Raw genomic sequence first — 15643 nt, forward strand, 5'->3', positions numbered from 1 at the left:
CCTGTTCTCGATCAACCGCTGATAGACGCTGGATCGGAGGGTACTCCGTTGCGTCTGGCTCGCACCTCAAAGAGATGGATGACGCCAGGTTTCAAATTAAACAGCGTGATAAAGGTATCGTTGATTTCCCGAAGGATCTCTCCGTCAAGGGATACTTGGTATCCCGTCACACCAATGCTGTTGATGGGTGGCTTCCAGGAGTAATTTCCGCTGGAAGGCTGTCGGAACAGTTTCAGTTCGGTTGGGGCATTACTTTCTGGTGAGGTTGTTACCCAAATCACCGTGCTGTCCGAGCGGTTCTCCGCAGCATCCAAGGCAACAACCGAGAGGGTGTAGTTGGTATTACTACTAAGGCCTACGACGTTGTACCGGGTGTCGAGGACTGTGCCGAGCAGTGCGCCGCCATTGCGAACCTCATACCCACTAACCCAAACATTGTCATATGACGGGTTCCACTCAAGGGTGACTGAGTTATTGGTGATTATGCTGGCTCTGAGGTTTCCCGGCACGCTTGGCGGTGTCATATCCTGATCGGAGGTGCGTACCGTAATCGGGTCGGAGAGACTGAAGTTTCCGGCGGCGTCTACTGCACGTACCCGGAAAACGTACGCCCTATCCAGGCTCAGCCCGCGGTCGGTATAACCGGTGTTAGTAGTTATGTTGATTGGTGTGTTGTCACGCAAGATCTCATAGTGGCTAACCCCGATGTTGTCACTGGATGCTGTCCACTCCAGGGTGACAGTGCTGTCGGTGATGTGGGTGGCTCTGAGATTGGTGGGTTTTGTAGGTGCTGTCGTGTCGGGTGTGTCGGGTAGGGTGATGATTCTCAGAGTGTCTGAGTCGGTAAAGTTTCCGGCTGCATCCAGTGCGCGTACTTTGTAACTGTAGTGTGTGTTGGCGATGAGGAGGCGGTCGATGTAAAAGGTGCTGTTGACCGTGTCGATCGCTATGTCATTTCGGTAGACCTGATAGCCGGTGACCCTGACGTTATCTGTGGACGGCTCCCACTCCAACGTGATGGAGTCGAACTTGATATCGTCGGCTCTAAGGTTACCGGGTTTACTAGGGGGTAAGGTGTCAGGGTTGTTTGTCAGCGGATCGGAGTCGGCGAAGTTTCCAGCAGCATCAAATGCGCGGACCCTGTATGTGACGATACCTGTTTCGTTTACCGGGTAGAATGTGTGCTCGCTGCTGAGCGTGTCGACCGGTGTTCCATTTCGGTAAATTACATAGTGGGTGACTGCAATGTTGTCAGTCGCAGCGGTCCACCTAAGTAGAGCAAGATTATTGTCGTTGAGGTAGACAAGCTTGAGATCAGTCGGCTTGCTGGGTTTTGTTGTGTCTGGTATTCCTATCGTAGTGGCGCTTATGAAAGCTGCTGCACCAAATCCGGATTCGGCGGTGAAAAAGGCGTAGACTTCGAAATTGTACGTTGTGCCATCATTCAATCCGGATACTACGTATTCCGTACCAGGTGTGTTCGAAATAATTTTGCCGTCTTCAAGAATTCGGTAGTCTCTAATTGCTTCATTGTCTACTGGGCGCTCCCATTTTAAATGAATTGAATGAGTCGTTATGTTACTGGCTGTCAGACGGGTTGGAGGGGAAGTGCTGGCTTTGTTTGCCCTCTCTCTCGTGGCGTTGATACACCGATCTACTACGCCTGTTCCGGCGAAAAAGTCAATATTGATTAAGTTTCCCTTAGTTGGTTTTCTGTAGGAGCTCGATCTGGTTGCGTCAAAAAAACTACTCCAGTGCGCAGCTCTAGGTGAAAAACGTACAGGTCCCAGGCTATTGTAGCCCGCTGCAAAAATCGACCAGAGTTCGTTTGTTTTTGGCGGATTATCCATCTGTTCGATAATGTGAAGGCGGAGTTGCTGTGCATTGTTGTAGTCATTTCCGGTAAAGGTTTGATGAAGTCTTCCCCAGCATAACCAAGATGGATTTCGGAAGCCGACAATAACGTTTCGGCCAGGGTGCTGTTTGCGGATTCGCCCGATCGTATAGAGTTCTGCCGAGCCGGGGATGCAGTGCTTGCCAAGTACAATTTCTATAGTACTGACGACATTATTTTCTCTCCAGTCGAGCTCTGTGGAGTGAAAATCTAATATGACTATTTCCCCGGGATTTTGCTCTACGAACTCTAAAACCGCATGAAGGCAGTCGTTTAAATAACGTCTGGAGTGAAACCTTCCGTGTTTGAATATGTACTCTTTGTCGGTGTACATCTCATTTGGGTTTCTGTATAGGCGCAAGTCAAGAGCTCGAATACCATTGCGCAGTTGGTAGGTAAAAGTGTCATCCTGGCAGGCGCCCCACTGATCCGTTGGCCATCCGGCGCCCTTTTGATCGACGCCGGCATTGTGGGCCTCGGGTAATATTAGATCATGTACTTGTAAGTGCTCTATGTTTGAACCAATGTCTGTCATCCAGCGACTGTAATTGGTCAGAACTATTGGGTGTTGAAACATCAGGCTGTGGCGTGTGCTATTGAGATGTTGTTTTTCCAATGTGCCATTGGTACTTACCATCAGGACTATATCGATGGATGTGTTGTCGGCCAGCTTCGAAAGTTCATCAAGTGGTAGTTCGCAGGAAAACGCCAATGCGCCTGTCGGGGTGCCCACCCGTACGGCTTCCGCCAGCTTAATGATGCCTGGGCCTTCGTCAGTGTATGTACACTCGCAATGTAGCCATATTCTTGATTCGCTGTTGATTCCCAGCCAAGGCGAAACGCCGACAACCGGGTTGGTCGTCAGGCTGTTGTAGTTCAGAACATCATTCTCTGTGTCAGATACAGTAGGCGGGAGCAAAAAAGTATCTTGTAATTCAGCTTCGGGACCTTGGCAGTACTCTTGAATTGACATGACAGATCTCCTGTTGGCGGAGCAACAGGATTGATTAATGCATAGCTGAATCCCACCGGCTACTATCAGTTCTGCTAGGAGATAAGTGCTTCAAAGCGATTTATTATCTAGTATTTTTGATTGAGGTAGTCGTTAGGTCGGCTGCGCGAGCGTTGAACGGTTTCAAGGCGGTTTTGCTCGCGCGGTCGGTGACTGGGGTCAGACCCTGAACTTGCCCACCAGCATCTGCAGGTGGGTACCCAGTCGCGCCAATTCGATACTGGAGGCTGCCGTCTCCTCACTGGCGGCCGAGGTCTGCTCGGACACATCACGCACATTCAGCACGCTGCGGTTGATCTCTTCGGCCACGGCGCTTTGCTGCTCGGCGGCGGCAGCGATCTGCTGGTTCATCGCCTGAATCGCTGAAACGGTGCGGGTGATGTTGTCCAGCGAGCCGCCGGCGCGACGGGTCAACTCGACGCTGCTGTCGGTGAGGCTGCGGCTGTTGTCCAGGATGGTGGCGACCTGCTGGGTGCCGCTCTGCAGGCCGACGATCAATTCCTCGATCTCTTCGGTGGACTTCTGGGTGCGTTGCGCCAGGCTGCGCACTTCATCGGCGACCACGGCAAAGCCCCGGCCGGCTTCACCGGCACGCGCGGCCTCGATGGCGGCGTTGAGGGCCAGCAGGTTGGTTTGCTGGGCCACGGACTTGATCACGTCCAGGACGCTGCCGATCTTGTCGCTCTCGCGCTTCAGATCACCCATGGCGACCGTGGAGTGGCCGACTTCAGTGGCCAGACGCTCGATCTGGGCGATGGCTTCGCCGACCACCTTGTCACCTTCACGGGCCTGCTGGTCGGCAGCGACGGCGGCTTCGGAGGCTTCCTCGGCGTTGCGCGCGACTTCCTGCACGGTGGCGGCCATTTCGTTCATGGCGGTGGCCACCTGGTCGGTTTCCACCTTCTGGCTATTGACCCCGGCACTGGTTTGCTCGGTCACGGCGGAGAGTTCTTCGGCGGCGCTGGCTATCTGCGTCACGCCATCGCTGATACCTCCAATCAGTTCGCGCAGGCCGACGCTCATGCTCTGCATGGCGCGTTGCAACTGACCCAGCTCATCGCGACGCTGCGAGATGAGGTTGTGGGTCAGGTCGCCGGCGGCAATGCGCTCGGCGACCTTGAGGGTCTGGGTCAGCGGGATGATGATCTGCCGGGTAATGGCCCAGGCGGCGAGCAGGCCGAACACCAGCGCCAGCACGGTAGCCAGCAGCAGGGTGTTCTTGGCGTGGGCGGCGTCAGTGTCACGCACGACGGTTTGCGAGGCGGTGAGTCGTTTGCTCAGGTCCATCAGCAGGTCACCCTGGCCGGACATGTCCTTGAGGGCTGTGGCGCTGGCCTGTTGGGCGTCGCGAAACTGGGCGACGGCCGCGCGGTAGCCGATCAGCGCGTCGCTGGCCTGTTGCAGGTTGCCGACGTGCTGCTCCGGCAGTTGCCCGGGCAAGGCCTTGAGGTATTTCAGGGCATTGTCGATGGCGTCCAGTGCCGGTTGCTGGGCCTCGACCTTGCCGCTGTAGGTGTAGCCGCGCACCTGGAAGCGCGCTTGCTGGAGCAGCTTGCCGAGTTCGACGACAGCGTTGAACTGGCTGACGTTATCGCTCTGCAGCAGGGCTTTTTCGACCTCGGCCACGCGGGCCACGGCATTGTCGGCGGTGGCGCCGAGCTGGGCGCGGGCGGCTTCGCGGTTGGCGGTGGCCTGGGTCATGTCGGCAAAGGCGTGCCGGTATTCGCTGACGGCCTCCAGTTGCTGGTTGAGCAGGGTCAGGTCAGCCGGTTGCTCAATCATCGTCAGTGCGCCTTTGAGGCCGCTGTCGAGCTTGTTCAGCAGATCGGTCACGGCAGCGGGACCTTGTTCACCACGGCGCATTTCATAGTCCATGCGGGCGATACGCAGGTCTTTGGTCAGCTCGTTGAGGCTGGAGATGTAACCCAGCTTGTCGCCGCGGCTGATGATGCTGCTCATGCCCGACCAGCCGTTGACGGTGATCAACAGGGTCAACAGCAGAACCAGGCCAAAGCCAATGCCCAGCTTGCGATTGACGCTCACGTTTCCAAGATTCTCGGCTAACCAACGGTACATGCGACGACTCCCCGGGGACCACTATTGGACTTATGGGGACTGTATCGGCTGCGTGGCGTGGATCTATAGAGCGGTGGGATTTTCACTTGAAATCATGTGTGGCGAGGGCGCTTGCTCCCGCTCGGCGGCGCAGCCGTCGTCATCCTGTAGATACATTGTCAGTGCAATGAAAGACGGTGGTCGCTGCGCGCCCAAGCGGGAGCAAGCTCCCTCGCCACAGGGATAGTGTCTGAATCTAAAAGAGACGTGCCAGCAGCGCGGTGACGGCGGTCTCAACCCGCAGGATGCGTTCGCCGAGCTGTACCGGTTGCAGGCCGGCCTTGCCCAGCAAATCGATTTCGTAGGGGATCCAGCCGCCTTCCGGGCCGATGGCCAGGGTGACCGGCTCGTCCAGCCCGCGTGGGCAGGGCGGGAAGTTACCCGGATGACCGACCAGCCCCAGGGTGCCGTCGGTGATGGCGGGCAGACGGTCCTCGACGAAGGGCTTGAAGCGCTTTTCGATGACGATTTCCGGCAACACGCTGTCGCGAGCCTGTTCCAGCCCCAGGATCAGTTGCTCGCGAATGGCTTCGGGCTCCAGGAACGGCGTCTGCCAGAAGCTTTTCTCCACCCGGTAGCTGTTGACCAGCACCACCCGTGGCACACCCATGGTGGCGACGGTCTGAAACACCCGACGCAGCATCTTCGGCCGCGGCAGGGCGAGGATCAGGGTCAGTGGCAGCTTGGCCGGCGGCGGCTGGTCGAGCGTGACCCGCAGCTCTGCTTCCGCCGGCTCCAGGCGCAGCACTTCGGCCGAACCCATCAGCCCACCGATGCGTCCGACTCGCATGCTGTCACCCACTTCACAGCGGTGGACTTCCTGCATATGGGTCAGCCGGCGATCACGCAGGATCACCCGGTCGGCCGCAATGAAGTCGGCCTCTTCAAGGAGCAGCAGGTTCACGGTTGGGTCGCTGGTGGCTGGTCGTTGTGATCGTCAGCCGGCTGGTCGTCCGGGTGCGTGCCGCGTTTACTGATCAGGCTGCCAAACAGGATGCCCACTTCGAACAGCATCCACATCGGCACGGCCAGCAGGGTCTGGGAGAAGATGTCCGGCGGGGTGAGGATCATGCCGACCACGAAGCAGCCGATGATCACGTACGGGCGGATCTTCTTCAGGTAGGCGACGTCGACCACGCCGATCCACACCAGCAGTACCACGGCCACCGGGATTTCGAACGCCACGCCAAAGGCGAAGAACAGCGTCATGACGAAATCGAGGTAGCTGGTGATATCGGTCATCATTTCCACGCCGGCCGGGGTGGCGGCGGCGAAGAACTTGAAGATCAGCGGGAACACCAGGAAGTAGGCGAAGGCCATGCCGGCGTAGAACAGCACGATGCTCGACACCAGCAACGGTACGGCGATGCGCTTCTCATGCTTGTACAGGCCTGGCGCGATGAAGCCCCAGAGCTGATGCAGGATCACCGGAATCGCCAGGAACAGCGAGACCATCATCGTCAGTTTCAGCGGCGTCAGGAACGGTGATGAGACGTCGGTGGCGATCATCGTCGCGCCAGCGGGCAGGTACGCACGCAGAGGCGTCGAGACGAAGGTGTAGATCTGCTGGGTGAAGGCAAACAGCCCGGCGAAGATCAGGAAAATCGCCGCGACGCAGCGCAGCAGGCGAGTGCGCAACTCGGTGAGGTGCGAAACCAGCGGCATGTGCTGGTCGTTCTCTGGAATATCGCTCATGGGGCTCGCGGCGGCAGTGTTGAGTCGAGGGGAGCAGGCGCAGGGGTTGCCGCCGCAGGAGTCACCGGTGTTGCCGGTGGTGTGGCGACGACTGGCGGCACTTCAGTCGGTGCTACGACAGGTGCAATCGACTGCTCGGCCACCGATTCAAAGGGGGTCGGTTGCTGCTGGACGGGCGTGAGGATTTTGCGGGCCTCCTGCTCCAGCGACAGAATGTGCTCGTTGTGCAGCTGCCGGCGAATTTCGTCGGCGCCGATTTCACGTTCAACTTCCTGTTTGATCGCGTTGAAGCTGCGCTTGAGCCGTCCTACCCACAGGCCGGCGGTGCGCGCAGCGCCCGGCAGACGCTCGGGACCCAGCACCAGCAGGGCAACGAGGCCGACAAGCAGCAGTTCAGTGAAGCTGATACCGAACATTAGTCTGTGCTCACGAGTCTTTGCGGGTCGGCTCTTGGACTTTCTGGGCCTGCACATCGATGGTGTGCGGCTCGTTCAGGGTCGAGGCATGTGGCTGCACGGGCGGTGCTGGTTGCGCGGTTGGCGCAGCGCCCGGCTCGGCGGGCTTTTCGTCGTCATTCATGGCCTTGCGAAAGCCCTTGATCGACTCGCCGACGTCGGTGCCGAGGTTTTTCAGTTTCTTGGTGCCGAACACCAGTACCACGACGATCAGGATGACGACCCAGTGTTTCCAGTCAAAAATGCCCATGTTGCTGCTCCTCTCTAATAGTTGTTCAGGCGGACGGACGCGAGGCTTTCTCTACGTGACCGGACAGGCCGAAACGGCGGTCCAGCTCGTCGAGCACCGCCTGTGGATGCTGCCCCAGTTGGGCCAGCATGATCATGCTATGGAACCACAGATCGGCGGTTTCGTAGATGACATCGCTGCAATCTCCGCTGATGGCGGCGTCTTTGGCGGCGATGATGGTCTCGACCGACTCTTCGCCGACCTTTTCCAGAATCTTGTTCAAACCCTTGTGGTACAGGCTGGCGACATAGGAGCTGTCGGCGGCTGCGCCTTTACGTTCTTCCAGCACATGGGCCAGACGGGTCAGGGTGTCACTCATGGGTGTGTCCTGCGCAATAGATGGCGTGCGGATCCTTGAGCACCGGGTCGACGGTTTTCCAGTCGCCGTTTTCAAAGACGCGGTAGAAACAGCTTTGGCGACCGGTATGACAGGCGATGTCGCCGATCTGCTCGACCATCAGGATGATCACGTCGGCGTCGCAGTCCAGGCGCATCTCGTGCAGGGTTTGCACATGGCCGGACTCTTCACCCTTGCGCCACAGCTTGCCACGCGAGCGTGACCAGTAGATGGCACGGTTCTCGAGGGCGGTCAGTTCCAGCGCTTCGCGGTTCATCCAGGCCATCATCAGCACACGCCCGGTCTTGTGATCCTGGGCGATGGCCGGCACCAGGCCGTCACTGTCCCATTTGATCTCGTCCAGCCAGTTTTTCATCTTCGACTCCAACAATCGGGCCCAACCTGTTCGTTGGGCCTCGATGATGTGAAACAGTGTGCCAGCCGGCAACCCGGCTGGCTATCGGCGAACGACCAGATACAAGCCCACGGCTACCATGATCGCCCCCGGCCAGTGGCCCAGTTCGTTCAATGGGCCGCCGGCCAGCAGGATCGCGCCGCCGGCCAGATGGGCGGTGCCGAGCAGGCGCAGGAACCAGTCGTCCGAGCGGCGGTGCCAGGCAGGTGGCGGGTTGGCCACGTGGGGCTGGGACATGCGCTCGAGCAGGTCGCGGGTCATGTTGGCCAGGTGCGGCAGTTGCTCGACCTGACTGTGCAGGTTGCCCAGCAGGGTTTTGGGGCTCACGCGTTCGCGCATCCAGCGTTCAAGGAAGGGTTGTGCGGTGTTCCACAGGTCAAGGTCCGGGTACAACTGACGGCCCAGGCCTTCGATGTTGAGCAGAGTCTTTTGCAGCAATACCAGCTGTGGCTGAACTTCCATGTTGAAGCGTCGCGCGGTCTGGAACAGGCGCATCAGTACCTGGCCGAAGGAAATGTCCTTCAGCGGCTTTTCGAAGATCGGCTCGCACACCGTGCGGATCGCCGCCTCGAATTCGTTGAGTTTGGTTTCGGCCGGTACCCAGCCCGAATCGATGTGCAGTTGCGCGACGCGACGGTAGTCACGCTTGAAGAACGCGAACAGGTTGCGCGCCAGGTAGTCCTGGTCCTCGGGGGTGAGGCTGCCGACGATCCCGCAGTCGATGGCAATGTACTGCGGGCTCCAGGGGTTCACGGTGCTGACGAAGATGTTGCCCGGGTGCATGTCGGCGTGGAAAAAGCTGTCGCGGAACACCTGGGTGAAGAAGATCTCCACGCCGCGCTCGGCGAGCATTTTCATGTCGGTGCGCTGGTCGGCCAGGGTCGCCAGGTCGGTGACCTGAATCCCGTAGATACGCTCCATCACCAGCACTTTCGGTCGGCACCAGTCCCAGTGGACCTGAGGTACGTACAGCAGTGGCGAGTCGTCGAAATTGCGTTTGAGCTGGCTGGCGTTGGCCGCTTCGCGCAGCAGGTCGAGCTCGTCGTAGATGGTTTTTTCGTAGTCGCTGACCACGTCTACCGGGTGCAGCAAGCGTGCGTCGGCAGAGAACTTTTCCGCGGCGCGAGCGAGAATGAACAGCCACGCCAGGTCCTGCGCGATGATCGGCTTGAGGCCGGGGCGGATGACCTTGACCACCACCTCTTCACCGCTTTTGAGTTGCGCGGCATGCACTTGGGCGACCGAGGCCGAGGCCAGCGGTTCGATGTCGAAGCGGCTGAACACGTCGCTGATCTTCTTGCCCAGTTGATCTTCGATCAGCTTGACCGCCACCTGAGAATCGAAGGGCGGTACCCGGTCCTGCAGCAACATCAGCTCATCGGCGATGTCTTCGGGTAGCAGGTCGCGGCGGGTGGACAGGATCTGCCCGAACTTGATGAAGATCGGCCCCAGGTCCTGCAAGGCCAGGCGCAAGCGAGCGCCCCGGCTCAGGTCCAGGGTCTTGCGCGGGAACCAGCGCCACGGCAACGCATAACGCAACGCCAGCAGGAACCACGGCAGTGGCAGGGCGAACAGCAGGTCATCGAGGCGGTAGCGGATCACGACGCGCTGGATGCGCAACAAACGGCGGACGGCAAGCAGCTTCATGCGTTATCGCTTGAATCAAGGGATCGGGAGAGACGCTCGAAGCGCGCCTCAAGACGTTCCAGGTCGAGTTTGATCTGGTCCAGCTCGCTGAACCGCGCTTCGGCTTCGCGCTGGCCGACCAGGGTGCGCGATTCTTCGGCGAGGTATTCGGCGAGGTTCTGGTTCAGGCTGGTGAATCCTTGTTGATACCAGCGTGCGCGGCTGCGCAGGTGGCCGCCAATCAGTTGCGTGGCAACCGGGCCGAGCCAGCGTGAGAGTTCGTACTCCCAGTCCAGCTCCAGGTCCTGCAACACGGTGGCCAGTTCCAGCAGCACGCCGCTGTCACCGTCCAGCTCCACCTCGGGGCGGTGCAGGACCGAGGTCTTGTCCTTGCTCATGGCCAGCGCCAACAGGCTCGAGGCGGGTGCGCGCAAGGTGCAGTCGGCCGCGGTTTCCCAATGGGACGCCAGCATCAGGCCTTCATCGCTGGGCAGGATGAACAGCTCAAGCGCCGGGCTGCGACACTCGACGGCAATCACCTTGCCGCTCAAATGGGCCAGGCGCGGCAGGGCTGTGCTGTCGAGCCGCAGTACCCGGTTGAGGCCGAGTTCGACGCTGGCGAGCAGGCCGGCGAGCAACATCAGGGCTTGATGCCGCGGTGCAGGGCGACGATGCCGGCAGTCATGTTGTGGTAGGTCACCCGGTCGAAACCGGCTTCGACCATCATCGACTTCAGGGTTTCCTGATTCGGGTGCATGCGGATCGACTCGGCCAGGTAGCGATAGCTTTCCGGGTCATTGAGGATCAGCTTGCCGACCATCGGCATGAAGGCGAACGAGTAGGCATCGTAGGCCTTGGACATCAGCGCGTTGGTGGGCTTGGAGAACTCCAGCACCAGCAGGCGACCACCCGGCTTGAGTACCCGCAGCATCGAGCGCAGGGCGTCTTCCTTGTGGGTGACGTTGCGCAAGCCGAAGGCGATGGTCACGCAGTCGAAGTGGTTGTCCGGGAACGGCAGCTTTTCAGCGTCGGCCTGGACGAATTCGATGTTGCCGGCCACACCCTTGTCCAGCAGGCGGTCGCGACCGACCTTGAGCATGGACTCGTTGATGTCGGCCAGCACCACCTGACCGGTCGGGCCGACCAGATGGGAGAATTTGGCCGCCAGGTCGCCCGTGCCGCCGGCGATGTCCAGCACGCGATTGCCTGCGCGTACACCCGACAGTTCGATGGTGAAACGCTTCCACAGGCGGTGCATGCCGCCGGACAGCACGTCGTTCATCAAGTCGTACTTGGCGGCTACCGAGTGGAACACCTCGGCGACTTTTTCCGCTTTCTGGCTTTCCGGAACGTTTTTGAAGCCGAAGTGTGTGGTGGGTTCGGCATCGCTGCCTTTGCGCTGGTCAGTCATATCGCTGTCACCAAAAGAGATTGCGCGACATTCTAATCCCCAAGGGATGCTTTGTCTTGGCAAGGCTGAAGGTAAGATGGGCAACCGTCGGGACGTTTTGACGCAGCAGGGGTCAGGATGTGCCGGCCAGGCATTCATAAATCAGGAGTCATTCAATGGCCCATATTAGTGTTGAGCGTGCCCACAGTCTGGGTAAGGAAGCCGCCCGCGAGAAGGCCGACAAGCTGGCGAGCAAGCTGGCCGATCAGTATGGCCTGGAGCCGCAATGGTCGGGCGACACCCTGAACCTCAAGCGTTCCGGAGTGAAGGGCGCGGTGCATGTCGGCGAGGACTCGATTCGCATCGATGTAGAGCTGGGCATGCTGATGTCGGCCATGAGCGGCACCATCAAGGCGGAAATCGAAAAGGCCCTCGACAAAGCACTGGTCTGATTGTGAAATGCAATCACTTTGGGAGCGGGCTTGCCCGCGAAGAGCCCGGTACATCCGTGGCATTCTCTGCGGTCGTCACATCGTCTTCGCGGGCAAGCGGAGCGCCGCCCGGCCCGCTCCCACGGTTTTTTGTGGCGTACCCAACGGCTTGTGTTGGTTCTTAGGGTGCCGTTTCTAATTTTTCTCCCTACCTTGTGCCTGAGCCCGACTCTTTTGCGGGCAGTTCCTCAAACCTTCTGCGCGTGAGGTGCACCATGGCCAAAGTAACCTTGAAGAAAAAAACTGACGTTCAGCCGACCACGGTGAATGAAGTGAAATCCTATGCCCGCAAGATCTGGCTGGCAGGCCTGGGTGCCTACGCCAAGGTCGGTCAGGAAGGTAGCGACTACTTTCAAGAGTTGATCAAGGCTGGTCAAACTGTTGAAAAGAAAGGCAAAGAAGTTGTGAGTGAACAACTTGAAGCCGCCAACACCCAGATTGATAGCGTCAAGACTGATGTCGTCAGCCTCAGGGACCGTGTCGAAGTCCAGTTCGACAAAGTCGAGAAGGCATTTGATGCGCGTGTCGCCGGTGCCTTGAATCGTATCGGCATTGCGTCTAAACATGACGTTGAGACACTCTCTGCTAAGCTCGATGAGCTGACGGCATTGCTCGAACGTGTCGCGCGTAAACATTAAGGAGAACGGGATGGCTGGTAAAAAGAACACCGAGAAAGAAGGCAGCTCGTGGATCGGGAAGGTCGAAGACTACTCCCGCAAGATCTGGCTTGCCGGTTTAGGCGTGTACTCGAAGATCGACACTGACGGCAGCAAACTCTTCGATACATTGGTTAAGGATGGCGAGAAAGCCGAGAAGCTCACCAAGAGCGCCGTCGGCAAAAAAGTTGACGCTGCCAAAGAATCCGCTACATCGGCCAAGTCGCGCATCAGTGGCGTTAAAGATCGCGCACTGGGCAAGTGGGACGAACTGGAAGGGGCTTTCGACAAGCGTCTGAACAGTGCCATTTCCCGTCTTGGCGTGCCAAGCCGCAACGAAGTCAAGGCGCTGCATAGCAAGGTCGATACCCTGACCAAGCAAATCGAAAAACTCACCGGCGCCAAGGTTGCACCTGTTGCGGGCAAGCCTGCGGCAAAAACCGCAGCCAAGCCGCTGGCCAAGGCTGCTGCAAAACCTGCCGCCAAGCCAGCAGCGAAAACCGCAGCCGCCAAACCGGCAGCGGCCAAGCCCGCAGCTAAACCGGTTGCCGCCAAGCCTGCTGCGAAAACCGCAGCGGCCAAGCCAGCCGCAGCGAAGAAACCAGTGGCCAAGAAGCCAGCAGCCCCGAAAGCTGCCGCGCCGAAACCAGCAATGGCCGCTGCCAAACCGGCAACGCCTGCCGCTGCGGTAAGCCCGGCGAACTCCGTCTCGGCACCCGCGCCAGCTGCGGCCCCGACTGTAACGCCAGTACCATCGGCGCCAACCAGTCAGTCCTGATTCATACGGGACATGCAAAAACGCCCGGCCTGCGAAGGCCGGGCGTTTTTGTTTGCGGACTCAGCGCTTTTCACGGGTGCTGGCGCAGGGTGACGGATCGTTTCCGGGCCGGACCTACTCGTGCTCTTCCAGGTATTGCAGCGCCAGGCGCTCGGTGGCGATTTTTGCCGGTGGCAGCAGGTGCGGGGCCACCAGCATCATGATCTGGTAGACCACCACCCGTACCTCTCCTTCGCGGTCGAGAATTCGCTGATAGTCCAGTGAGAACAGCAAGGTCATGGTGATCTGTTCCACCAGTTGCCCCAGGGCCTGGGTGTCGCTGACCAGATGCCCTTCTGCCTTGAGTCGCGCCAGTAACGAGGCCAGTGTCCGTTTGAGGGCGTTGAGCAGGTTGCGGATGCCCTTGGCCAGTTTCGGCAGGCGTCCGGCCAGGTTCGACAGGTCCTGGAACAGGAAGCGGTAGTGGGCCAGCCGCTCGATGATCAGGTGCAGGAACAGCCAGTAGTCTTCTGCTGTCAGCCGGACATCCGACGGCGGGTCGAGCAGTGGTGTCAGTTCGCTCTGGAAGCGTTCGAACAGGCCCAGGATCAGCGGCTCCTTGCCGTGAAAGTGGTAGTAGAGGTTGCCTGGGCTGATCCCCATTTCATTGGCAACTTCCATGGTGGAGACATTCGGTTCGCCCTTCTGGTTGAACAACAACAGGGCACATTCGAGAATCCGGTCGCGGGTTTTCATCCAGTCTTCTTAGTGATCGAGTCGAGCCACGGCCAGCAGGCCGGCCATGGCACAAAGACAGATCAGCGCACGCGCACGTAGGTGCCTGGCGCTGCCTCCATCGGTGGGTAATGCTGATTGCCCAGCGCCGTCAGGGTTTCGCGTTGCGTGCCGGACCGCTCCTGTATCCAGCCAAGCCATTGGGTCCACCAACTGCCATCGAAATGTTTGGCGTCGTAATACCAGGCCCGTGGGTCGCTGGTCAGTTTTGGACTTTCGACATAGTTGGCCTTGGGGTTGCTCGGCGGGTTGAGAATGCTCTGCACATGACCGCTGTTGGACAGGACGAAACGCCGGTTGCCGCCCAGCAGCAGGGTTGAACGGTAGACGGCGTCCCACGGGGTGATGTGGTCGTTCATACCGGCAACGCTGAAGCTGTCGACGGTGACTTTTTGCAGGTCGATTGGCGTGCCGCAGACTTCCAGGCCGCCGGGATGGGTCAGCGGGTTGTGCTTGAAGAAGTCCAGCAGGTCGCCGTGGAAGGCCGCTGGCAGGCGCGTGTTGTCGTTGTTCCAGTAGAGGATGTCGAACGCGGGCGGTTCTTTGCCCAGCAGGTAGTTGTTGACCCAGTAGTTCCAGATCAGGTCGTTGGGGCGCATCCAGGCAAAGACCTTGGCCATGTCGCGACCTTCGAGCACGCCTTTCTGGTAGGAGTGACGCTTGGCCGCTTCGAGGGTCTGCTCGTCGGCAAACAGGGCGGCCGGGCTTTCCAGCTCGCTGTCCAGCAGGCTCACCAGATAGGTGGCGCTGGAGATCCGCCGTAGCTGCCGCTTGGCTTGCAGATGCCCTTGCAGCGCGGCAATGGTCAGCCCGCCCGCGCAGGCACCCATCAGGTTGACCTCGCGGCTGCCGGTGATTGCCCGGCAGGCGTTCATGGCTTCTTCCACGGCTTCGACGTAACTGGACAGGCCCCATTCACGGTGGCGCACGTCCGGGTTGCGCCAGCTGATCATGAACACCTGCAGGCCGTTTTTCAGGGCGAACTGCACAAAGCTGTTGTTCGGGCTCAGGTCGAAAATGTAGTACTTGTTGATCTGCGGAGGCACCACCAGCAGGGGTTTGGCGTACTGTTTTTCGCTCATGGGCTTGTACTGCATCAGCTCCAGCAGCTCATTGCGAAACACCACGGAGCCGGAGGTGGTGGCAACCGTTTTGCCGACCTCGAACGCGTGCTTGGCGACCTGGCTGGGCAGGCCGTTGTTGTGCATCAGGTCATCGAACAGATGGGTCAGGCCACGGACCACGCTGTGACCGCCGGAGTTGAACAGCTCCTTGATCGCCAGGGGATTGAGCAGGGTGTTGGAGGGCGATACCGCGTCGTTGAGCAAGGTAAAGACGAAGTGTGCACGGGCGCGATCATCGTCAGACATGCCGCTTTCATCGATCCAGCTTTTGACCTGTTTCTGCCAGCTCAGGTAGGCCTGGAGACTGCGCCGGTAAAAGGGGTTCAGGCTCCAGCTTGGGTCGGCGAAGCGATTGTCCGCAGGGTTGGGGTGATGCAGGGTCTCGCCCAGCAACACTCGGCCCAATTGACCGCCCAGGGCCAGCGCGTGCCTGGCGCTGTGCACCGGATGGCGCAAGCCGTGGGCGGCAACGCTACGCAGTGTCGAGAACAGATCCCGGCCGCGCAGACCGGTGATCGCATTCTGAGCATTGATGAATGCAGCGGCTGTGGGCAAGGTGCCCGGCGCTGGTTTGTCTCGCATGAGTCAACAC

The 15643-nt window shown here is 59.4% G+C and carries 16 protein-coding genes and 1 pseudogene; 3 read left to right on the plus strand and 14 right to left on the minus strand.

Annotated elements, in window-relative coordinates:
• Window positions 1-11 precede the first annotated feature (11 nt).
• The 12 genes and pseudogenes from AC3WQN_RS09180 to ubiE all read right to left on the minus strand — a co-directional run bounded on the left by AC3WQN_RS09180 (window position 12) and on the right by ubiE (window position 11249).
• A complete protein-coding gene (locus tag AC3WQN_RS09180; protein WP_103401417.1) occupies window positions 12-2867 on the minus strand; it encodes a phosphatidylinositol-specific phospholipase C domain-containing protein in 2856 nt (951 codons plus the stop codon).
• Between the two features lie 198 nt (window positions 2868-3065).
• Complete coding sequence (locus AC3WQN_RS09185; protein WP_492589484.1) at window positions 3066-3938, minus strand: methyl-accepting chemotaxis protein; 873 nt, start codon at window positions 3936-3938, stop codon at window positions 3066-3068.
• A pseudogene (locus AC3WQN_RS09190) lies at window positions 3924-4982 on the minus strand (methyl-accepting chemotaxis protein); the annotation flags it as partial. The pseudogene AC3WQN_RS09190 and the gene AC3WQN_RS09185, both read right to left, overlap by 15 nt.
• Before the next feature lie 235 nt (window positions 4983-5217).
• Complete coding sequence (locus AC3WQN_RS09195; protein ID WP_103401415.1) at window positions 5218-5925, minus strand: 16S rRNA (uracil(1498)-N(3))-methyltransferase; 708 nt, start codon at window positions 5923-5925, stop codon at window positions 5218-5220.
• Entirely contained in the window at window positions 5922-6716 is a 795-nt protein-coding gene (gene tatC, locus AC3WQN_RS09200) for a twin-arginine translocase subunit TatC (protein ID WP_492589066.1), read from the minus strand. Before tatC ends, AC3WQN_RS09195 begins: the two co-directional genes overlap by 4 nt.
• Complete coding sequence (gene tatB, locus AC3WQN_RS09205) at window positions 6713-7132, minus strand: Sec-independent protein translocase protein TatB (RefSeq protein WP_103401319.1); 420 nt, start codon at window positions 7130-7132, stop codon at window positions 6713-6715. Before tatB ends, tatC begins: the two co-directional genes overlap by 4 nt.
• A gap of 10 nt (window positions 7133-7142) precedes the next feature.
• Window positions 7143-7421 (minus strand): twin-arginine translocase TatA/TatE family subunit, encoded by a 279-nt coding sequence (locus AC3WQN_RS09210; RefSeq protein WP_103401318.1) that lies wholly within the window; start codon window positions 7419-7421, stop codon window positions 7143-7145.
• Between the two features lie 25 nt (window positions 7422-7446).
• Complete coding sequence (locus tag AC3WQN_RS09215; RefSeq protein WP_103401317.1) at window positions 7447-7779, minus strand: phosphoribosyl-ATP diphosphatase; 333 nt, start codon at window positions 7777-7779, stop codon at window positions 7447-7449.
• A complete protein-coding gene (hisI, locus tag AC3WQN_RS09220; RefSeq protein WP_095144618.1) occupies window positions 7772-8173 on the minus strand; it encodes a phosphoribosyl-AMP cyclohydrolase in 402 nt (133 codons plus the stop codon). The genes AC3WQN_RS09215 and hisI overlap by 8 nt, the downstream gene beginning before the upstream one ends.
• Before the next feature lie 81 nt (window positions 8174-8254).
• Window positions 8255-9859, minus strand: coding sequence for a ubiquinone biosynthesis regulatory protein kinase UbiB (gene ubiB, locus AC3WQN_RS09225; RefSeq protein ID WP_103401316.1), 1605 nt, complete (start codon window positions 9857-9859; stop codon window positions 8255-8257).
• Window positions 9856-10479 carry a ubiquinone biosynthesis accessory factor UbiJ gene (locus tag AC3WQN_RS09230; protein ID WP_103401315.1) on the minus strand — a complete coding sequence of 208 codons (624 nt, stop codon included), beginning with the start codon at window positions 10477-10479 and terminating at the stop codon, window positions 9856-9858. Before AC3WQN_RS09230 ends, ubiB begins: the two co-directional genes overlap by 4 nt.
• A complete protein-coding gene (gene ubiE, locus AC3WQN_RS09235) occupies window positions 10479-11249 on the minus strand; it encodes a bifunctional demethylmenaquinone methyltransferase/2-methoxy-6-polyprenyl-1,4-benzoquinol methylase UbiE (protein WP_095078001.1) in 771 nt (256 codons plus the stop codon). The genes AC3WQN_RS09230 and ubiE overlap by 1 nt, the downstream gene beginning before the upstream one ends.
• A gap of 155 nt (window positions 11250-11404) precedes the next feature.
• On the opposite strand from ubiE, the gene AC3WQN_RS09240 reads away from it, so the two are divergent.
• From AC3WQN_RS09240 to AC3WQN_RS09250, 3 genes are all read left to right on the plus strand, one after another.
• Entirely contained in the window at window positions 11405-11680 is a 276-nt protein-coding gene (locus AC3WQN_RS09240) for a polyhydroxyalkanoic acid system family protein (protein WP_103401314.1), read from the plus strand.
• A gap of 254 nt (window positions 11681-11934) precedes the next feature.
• A complete protein-coding gene (locus tag AC3WQN_RS09245) occupies window positions 11935-12357 on the plus strand; it encodes a phasin family protein (protein ID WP_103401313.1) in 423 nt (140 codons plus the stop codon).
• Window positions 12358-12367: 10 nt separating this feature from the next.
• The gene (locus AC3WQN_RS09250) at window positions 12368-13153 is read left to right on the plus strand and encodes a phasin family protein (protein ID WP_103401312.1); all 786 of its coding nucleotides are present in this window, start codon (window positions 12368-12370) and stop codon (window positions 13151-13153) included.
• A gap of 114 nt (window positions 13154-13267) precedes the next feature.
• On the opposite strand, the gene AC3WQN_RS09255 is transcribed toward AC3WQN_RS09250, so the two are convergent.
• Window positions 13268-13888 (minus strand): TetR/AcrR family transcriptional regulator, encoded by a 621-nt coding sequence (locus AC3WQN_RS09255; protein WP_103401311.1) that lies wholly within the window; start codon window positions 13886-13888, stop codon window positions 13268-13270.
• 62 nt (window positions 13889-13950) lie between these two features.
• Window positions 13951-15633 carry a class II poly(R)-hydroxyalkanoic acid synthase gene (gene phaC / locus AC3WQN_RS09260; RefSeq protein ID WP_103401310.1) on the minus strand — a complete coding sequence of 561 codons (1683 nt, stop codon included), beginning with the start codon at window positions 15631-15633 and terminating at the stop codon, window positions 13951-13953.
• Window positions 15634-15643 lie beyond the last annotated feature (10 nt).

It is taken from the genome of Pseudomonas sp. FW300-N1A1 (assembly GCF_058789115.1).

Coding starts and splice junctions, on each gene's coding strand:
- AC3WQN_RS09180 (WP_103401417.1), bottom strand. CDS start 2,867: ATGTCAATTCAAGAGTACTGCCAAGGTCCCGAAGCTGAATTACAAGAT.
- AC3WQN_RS09185 (WP_492589484.1), bottom strand. CDS start 3,938: ATGCAGAGCATGAGCGTCGGCCTGCGCGAACTGATTGGAGGTATCAGC.
- tatC (WP_492589066.1), bottom strand. CDS start 6,716: ATGAGCGATATTCCAGAGAACGACCAGCACATGCCGCTGGTTTCGCAC.
- tatB (WP_103401319.1), bottom strand. CDS start 7,132: ATGTTCGGTATCAGCTTCACTGAACTGCTGCTTGTCGGCCTCGTTGCC.
- AC3WQN_RS09210 (WP_103401318.1), bottom strand. CDS start 7,421: ATGGGCATTTTTGACTGGAAACACTGGGTCGTCATCCTGATCGTCGTG.
- AC3WQN_RS09215 (WP_103401317.1), bottom strand. CDS start 7,779: ATGAGTGACACCCTGACCCGTCTGGCCCATGTGCTGGAAGAACGTAAA.
- hisI (WP_095144618.1), bottom strand. CDS start 8,173: ATGAAAAACTGGCTGGACGAGATCAAATGGGACAGTGACGGCCTGGTG.
- ubiB (WP_103401316.1), bottom strand. CDS start 9,859: ATGAAGCTGCTTGCCGTCCGCCGTTTGTTGCGCATCCAGCGCGTCGTG.
- AC3WQN_RS09230 (WP_103401315.1), bottom strand. CDS start 10,479: ATGTTGCTCGCCGGCCTGCTCGCCAGCGTCGAACTCGGCCTCAACCGG.
- ubiE (WP_095078001.1), bottom strand. CDS start 11,249: ATGACTGACCAGCGCAAAGGCAGCGATGCCGAACCCACCACACACTTC.
- AC3WQN_RS09240 (WP_103401314.1), top strand. CDS start 11,405: ATGGCCCATATTAGTGTTGAGCGTGCCCACAGTCTGGGTAAGGAAGCC.
- AC3WQN_RS09245 (WP_103401313.1), top strand. CDS start 11,935: ATGGCCAAAGTAACCTTGAAGAAAAAAACTGACGTTCAGCCGACCACG.
- AC3WQN_RS09250 (WP_103401312.1), top strand. CDS start 12,368: ATGGCTGGTAAAAAGAACACCGAGAAAGAAGGCAGCTCGTGGATCGGG.
- AC3WQN_RS09255 (WP_103401311.1), bottom strand. CDS start 13,888: ATGAAAACCCGCGACCGGATTCTCGAATGTGCCCTGTTGTTGTTCAAC.
- phaC (WP_103401310.1), bottom strand. CDS start 15,633: ATGCGAGACAAACCAGCGCCGGGCACCTTGCCCACAGCCGCTGCATTC.